The organism is Nocardiopsis lucentensis DSM 44048, assembly GCF_000341125.1.
Classification (GTDB): Bacteria; Actinomycetota; Actinomycetes; order Streptosporangiales; family Streptosporangiaceae; genus Nocardiopsis; species Nocardiopsis lucentensis.
Window position 1 is genome coordinate 1 of sequence record NZ_ANBC01000126.1, and the last position, 4,694, is coordinate 4,694.

A 4,694-nucleotide genomic window follows, 5' to 3' on the forward strand; every position below is an offset into this window, starting at 1 on the left:
TGTCACTGCTGGAGGCGCTGCCCGAGGCGCAGGGCCTGGAGGGCGACGCGCTCAAGCGGGTGGGGGAGAAGCTGCGCGCGGCGGCGGGGGCCGCGGTGGCGTCGCTGGCCGACGCGGTGCAGGTGCGGGTGGAGGTGGACGAGCAGGTCGCCGACACACAGCGGCGTTGCGCCGACGCGCTGGCCTCCGGGCAGCGCCTGCACCTGCGCTATCTGTCGGGCTATCTGGACCAGGTGACCGAGCGTGACGTCGATCCGATGGGGCTGGTCGTGCAGGACGGGTACCCGTTCCTGGAGGGTTACTGCCACCTGCGCGGGGATGTGCGCCTGTTCCGTCTGGACCGGGTCCTGGACCTGAGCGTCCTGCCCCACGCGGCCCGGGTGCCCGAGGGGGTGGGGCGCCGGGACCTGTCGGCGGGGGTGCTGCAGCGCTCCGAGCGCGACACGGTGGTCACCCTCGACCTGGAGCCGTCCGCGCGGTGGGTCACCGAGGACTACGTGTGCGAGTCGGTGGCCGAGCTGCCCGGGGGAGGCGTCCGCGCGACGCTGCGCACGCCCGCGCCCGCGTGGGTGGTGCGGCTCGCCCTGGGCTTGGGGCCCGCCTGCCGGGTGGCGGCCCCGGCCGAGGTCGCCGAGGAGGTGCGAGCCGAGGCGGGGCGGGCGCTGGCGCACTACGGCGCGGGCGCGCACCGGTAGTCCTCCTGGGTTTCCGGCGGCGGGACCTCCCTCCTGTTCACCAGGGGGTGGGGTGCAGGTCATGACAGAAGGGATATGGTGGTGGGCATGATCGCCCTCGCTGTCCTTTTCGGCACGGTTCTCGCCGGGGCCGTCGTCGTCGGGGCCCTCGCCGCGAGGGCGCTCCGACACGCGCGCACGCTCTCCGCCGAGGTGGATCGGGCCACGGGCGCGTACCAGGCGAGCACAGCCGACCTACGCGAACGCGTCAACCTGAGCGGAACGTCGACGTGATGTCCGCGAAGCGCGGGACGCGTACCATCGAAGGCGCTCGGTTGCGCCCCACAGAGAGGTAGAACCATGGGAGCCATCAACGGACCCACCATCGCCATTCTGGTGGTCCTGGCCGTGTTGCTGTTCGGAGCCAAGAAACTTCCCGACCTCGCCAGGTCGGTGGGCCGCAGCGCGCGCATCCTCAAGGCCGAGAGCAAGGGCCTGATCGACGAGGAGAACAACGAGTCCGGCGACGACAAGAAGCAGCAGGAGGCCCCGCAGGCGGCGCAGCGGAACGACGCCGAGGCCCAGCACCAGGGGTACCCGCAGCTTCCCCCCGGCCAGCGGATCGTCAACGAGTCCGGTGAGCCCCAGCCCCGCACCTACGGTAACTAGGGAACTGAGGGCCCGTTCCTTGGAACGGTCACCCGAGGGGGTTACCGTTCGGGCGCTCGAACACGGTCCGAAGCGAAGCGGCAGGACCCGAAGAACACCGCCCAGGGCGCGACCTCCTGGACCGGCCCCGAGGGTGCCGGTCCGGACCCGTGTCCTTCGCGGATCACCGCGGGCGGCACCCGTCCGTGGGACCGTGCGCGGTCCCGGGGCCGGCACGCGGCTGATGGAGTAAGCGGGGTTCCGTCCGCCCGGGGCGGAACCGGACGAGAGAGAGTGACCACACGATGAGGGCACGAGGTCGGGCGGGCAATCCGGAGGCCCGGATGCCGCTCATGGACCACCTGCGTGAGCTGCGCGGCCGCCTGACCAAGGCACTGATCGGCCTCGCCCTGGGCGCCGTCGTCGGGTACGTGTTCTACCAGCAGGTGTGGGACTTCCTCACCGCGCCGTACTGCTCCCTGCCGGAGTCGTCGGCGTTCGACTCCGAGGGCTGCTCGCTCATCGTCACCGGCCCCTTCGACGCGTTCTTCGTCGCGATGAAGGTGTGGATCTTCGTCGGCGCCCTGGTGTCCGCGCCGGTCTGGCTGTACCAACTGTGGGCCTTCGTCGCCCCGGCCCTGCACACCCGGGAGAAGAAGTACGCCTACATCTTCGTCCCGCTCGCCGCGCTGCTGTTCATCGGCGGCGCCGTGCTGGCCTACAACATCACGTCGCTCGCGCTGACCGTCCTGTTCGGGTTCCTGCCCGAGGACGCCGACCCGATGCTGACCGTCGACCAGTACCTGGACTACATGGTCATCATGATGGTCATGTTCGGCCTGGGCTTCGTGATGCCGCTGCTGGTCGCGCTGCTCAACCTGGCCGGGATCCTGCCGCACGCGGCCCTGGCCAAGTGGCGCCGGGCCATCATCTTCGGCGCCTTCGCGATCTCGGCGGTCATCACCCCGGCGGAACCGATCTCGATGCTCGCGCTGGCCGTTCCGCTGGTGGTCCTGTTCGAGCTCGCCGAGCTGTTCGCCTTCCTCAACGACCGGCGCAAGCGCCGTGACGACCCGCTCGCGGACCTGGACGACGACGAGATCTCCGAGCTCGACGACACGCCCTCGGACCTGGACGAGCCGGACGTGGAGGAGAAGTCCTCCAAGCGCCGTTGAGCGGGCCCGCGACACGCTAGGGTCTGGCGGGGACCGGACGGTGCGGTTCCGGCGCCCCGGGCCGGCCCCGGGGAACGATCGGATGTTGTGAAGGGCCAAAGCGATGAGTGAGCAGTCCCCAGCCAAGCGTGAGCTTCCCCCCGAGGCCATGGGCAACGAGAAGTGGCACGACACCACGCACGCGGTGTGGATGCGGTCCTCGCTGTCCAAGGAGGAGTCCGAGGCCATCGTCGAGGTCGCCACGTTCGACGACGGTTTCCGCGCGGTGCGCGACGGCAAGTCGCCGGACAAGGGCACGCTGTTCTTCACCCCGGCGGAGTGGGAGGCGTTCGTCCTGGGCGCCCGCGACGGGGAGTTCGACATCCCCGAGGAGTACCTCACGGAGGAGGAGCGGCGGATCCAGAACCGCGAGGTCGACGTCGAGGTCGCCTGGGTGCCCTCCCCCCTGAACACGCCGGAGGCGATGGAGGAGTACCATCGCCGCCAGCGCGAGGAGGCCGAGCAGGCCCGCACCAGCGGGTCCTGAAGGGCCGGGCACGCCCGGGCGCGAGGGCGTGCCCGGCCCCGGCCGCCCGTGCGCCCTCAGTTCCCCGGGTAGCACAAGGACCTGTTGATGACCCCCGAGATCGACCTTCTGGTCAACCCCCGTTCCGGACGGGGCCGCGCCGCCGTCACCGCCGTCCGGCTCAAGGAACGCCTGCGTGAGGCGGGCGCGGACGTTCGCGTCCTGGTCGGCCACTCCGCCGCCGACAGCCGGCGTCTGGCCCGCTTGTCGGCCGCCGATCGCCCCCACGCCCTGGTGGCGGTGGGCGGTGACGGGCTGGTCCACCAGGCGGTGCAGGGGGTCGTGGGCACCGGGGTGCCGCTGGCGGTGATCCCCGCGGGGACCGGCAACGACATCGCGCGGGCGTTCGGCCGTCCCGGAAGGTCGACGCGCGACACCGCGGCCGCGATCCTGGCCGGGCGCACGCGTGCGACCGACGCGGTGCGCCTGCGGCTGGACGACGGCGCCGAACGGTACTTCCTCAGTGTGCTGGCCTGCGGGTTCGACGCCCGTGTCAACGAGCGGGTGAACGGTTTCCGGTTCGGTGTGGGCCGGGCCGGATACGTGGTGGGTCTGCTGTCGGAGCTGCGTTCCTTCACCCCCACGGACTTCACCGTCGACGTGGACGGGCGCCGGATCGAGGAGCCGGGCATGCTGGTGGCGGTGGGCAACACCAGCGCCTACGGGGGCGGCATGCACATCTGTCCCGACGCGGTCCCCGACGACGGACTGCTGGACGTGGTGTTCCTCCGGGCGGCTCCGCTGTCGCGGTTCGTGCGGCTCTTCCCGCTGGTGTTCAGCGGCGGTCACACCGGCTTGGAGCAGGTCGTGGTCGAGCGCGGCCGTTCGGTCGCCATCCGCGGGGAGGCCGGCGCCGTCTACGCCGACGGTGAGCGGATCGGCCCTCCGCCACTGGTCTGTGACGTCGTCTCGGGCGCGGTCGAGATGTTGGACTTGACCTCATAGTCTGAGAGGCATATGAGTACTCACGCTGAGCGGTACGCCGCCTTCCGTCGGCGCAAGAGCGCCTCCAGCGCCGCGATCGAGGCCTTCCAGGGGCTCTACGGGTTCGAGTTCGACCCTTTCCAGGTCCGTGCCTGCAAGGCGTTGGAGTACGGTCACGGGGTCCTGGTCGCCGCGCCCACCGGATCGGGTAAGACCGTGGTCGGTGAGTTCGCCGTCCACCTGGCGTTGAGCCAGGGCACCAAGTGCTTCTACACCACGCCCATCAAGGCGCTGTCCAACCAGAAGTACAACGACCTGGTCAGCCGCTACGGCAGCGAGCAGGTCGGGCTGCTGACCGGCGACAACAGCGTCAACGGTGAGGCGCCGGTGGTCGTGATGACCACCGAGGTGCTGCGGAACATGCTCTACGAGGGGTCCTCGACCCTCGGCGGGCTGGCGTACGTGGTCATGGACGAGGTGCACTACCTCGCCGACCGCTTCCGCGGCGCGGTGTGGGAGGAGGTGATCATCCACCTGCCCGAGTCGGTGCGGATGGTCGCCCTGTCGGCCACGGTCAGCAACGCCGAGGAGTTCGGCGAGTGGCTCCAGCAGGTGCGCGGCGACACCACCGTCATCGTCGACGAGAAGCGGCCGGTCCCGCTGTGGCAGCACGTCATGGTGGGCCACCGGATCCACGACCTGTTCGCC

General features: G+C 70.7%; 7 protein-coding genes. All 7 read left to right on the forward strand.

Features of this window, described 5'->3' with window-relative positions; translation table 11 throughout:
* On the forward strand, positions 1 to 695 hold a 695-nt coding region (locus tag D471_RS0104080), incomplete at its 5' end, for a helix-turn-helix transcriptional regulator (RefSeq protein ID WP_017597450.1).
* Positions 696 to 782: 87 nt separating this feature from the next.
* Positions 783 to 968, forward strand: coding sequence for a hypothetical protein (locus tag D471_RS0104085; protein ID WP_026127395.1), 186 nt, complete (start codon positions 783 to 785; stop codon positions 966 to 968).
* A gap of 66 nt (positions 969 to 1,034) precedes the next feature.
* Positions 1,035 to 1,343 carry a Sec-independent protein translocase subunit TatA gene (tatA, locus tag D471_RS0104090; protein ID WP_017597452.1) on the forward strand — a complete coding sequence of 103 codons (309 nt, stop codon included), beginning with the start codon at positions 1,035 to 1,037 and terminating at the stop codon, positions 1,341 to 1,343.
* A 323-nt stretch (positions 1,344 to 1,666) separates the two neighbouring features.
* Positions 1,667 to 2,497 carry a twin-arginine translocase subunit TatC gene (gene tatC, locus D471_RS0104095; protein ID WP_017597453.1) on the forward strand — a complete coding sequence of 277 codons (831 nt, stop codon included), beginning with the start codon at positions 1,667 to 1,669 and terminating at the stop codon, positions 2,495 to 2,497.
* A 103-nt stretch (positions 2,498 to 2,600) separates the two neighbouring features.
* Positions 2,601 to 3,023 (forward strand): DUF397 domain-containing protein, encoded by a 423-nt coding sequence (locus D471_RS0104100; RefSeq protein ID WP_017597454.1) that lies wholly within the window; start codon positions 2,601 to 2,603, stop codon positions 3,021 to 3,023.
* Between the two features lie 87 nt (positions 3,024 to 3,110).
* Positions 3,111 to 4,007: a diacylglycerol/lipid kinase family protein gene (locus D471_RS0104105; protein WP_017597455.1), complete on the forward strand. Its 897-nt coding sequence runs from the start codon at positions 3,111 to 3,113 to the stop codon at positions 4,005 to 4,007.
* Positions 4,008 to 4,019: 12 nt separating this feature from the next.
* Positions 4,020 to 4,694 (forward strand): DEAD/DEAH box helicase (locus D471_RS0104110; protein WP_026127396.1); only part of this gene is annotated, 675 nt, incomplete at its 3' end.

What these genes read in the sequence shown, in the direction of transcription:
- tatA (WP_017597452.1), top strand. Translation starts at nt 1,035, where the DNA reads ATGGGAGCCATCAACGGACCCACCATCGCCATTCTGGTGGTCCTGGCC.
- D471_RS0104105 (WP_017597455.1), top strand. Translation starts at nt 3,111, where the DNA reads ATGACCCCCGAGATCGACCTTCTGGTCAACCCCCGTTCCGGACGGGGC.
- tatC (WP_017597453.1), top strand. Translation starts at nt 1,667, where the DNA reads ATGCCGCTCATGGACCACCTGCGTGAGCTGCGCGGCCGCCTGACCAAG.
- D471_RS0104085 (WP_026127395.1), top strand. Translation starts at nt 783, where the DNA reads ATGATCGCCCTCGCTGTCCTTTTCGGCACGGTTCTCGCCGGGGCCGTC.
- D471_RS0104100 (WP_017597454.1), top strand. Translation starts at nt 2,601, where the DNA reads ATGAGTGAGCAGTCCCCAGCCAAGCGTGAGCTTCCCCCCGAGGCCATG.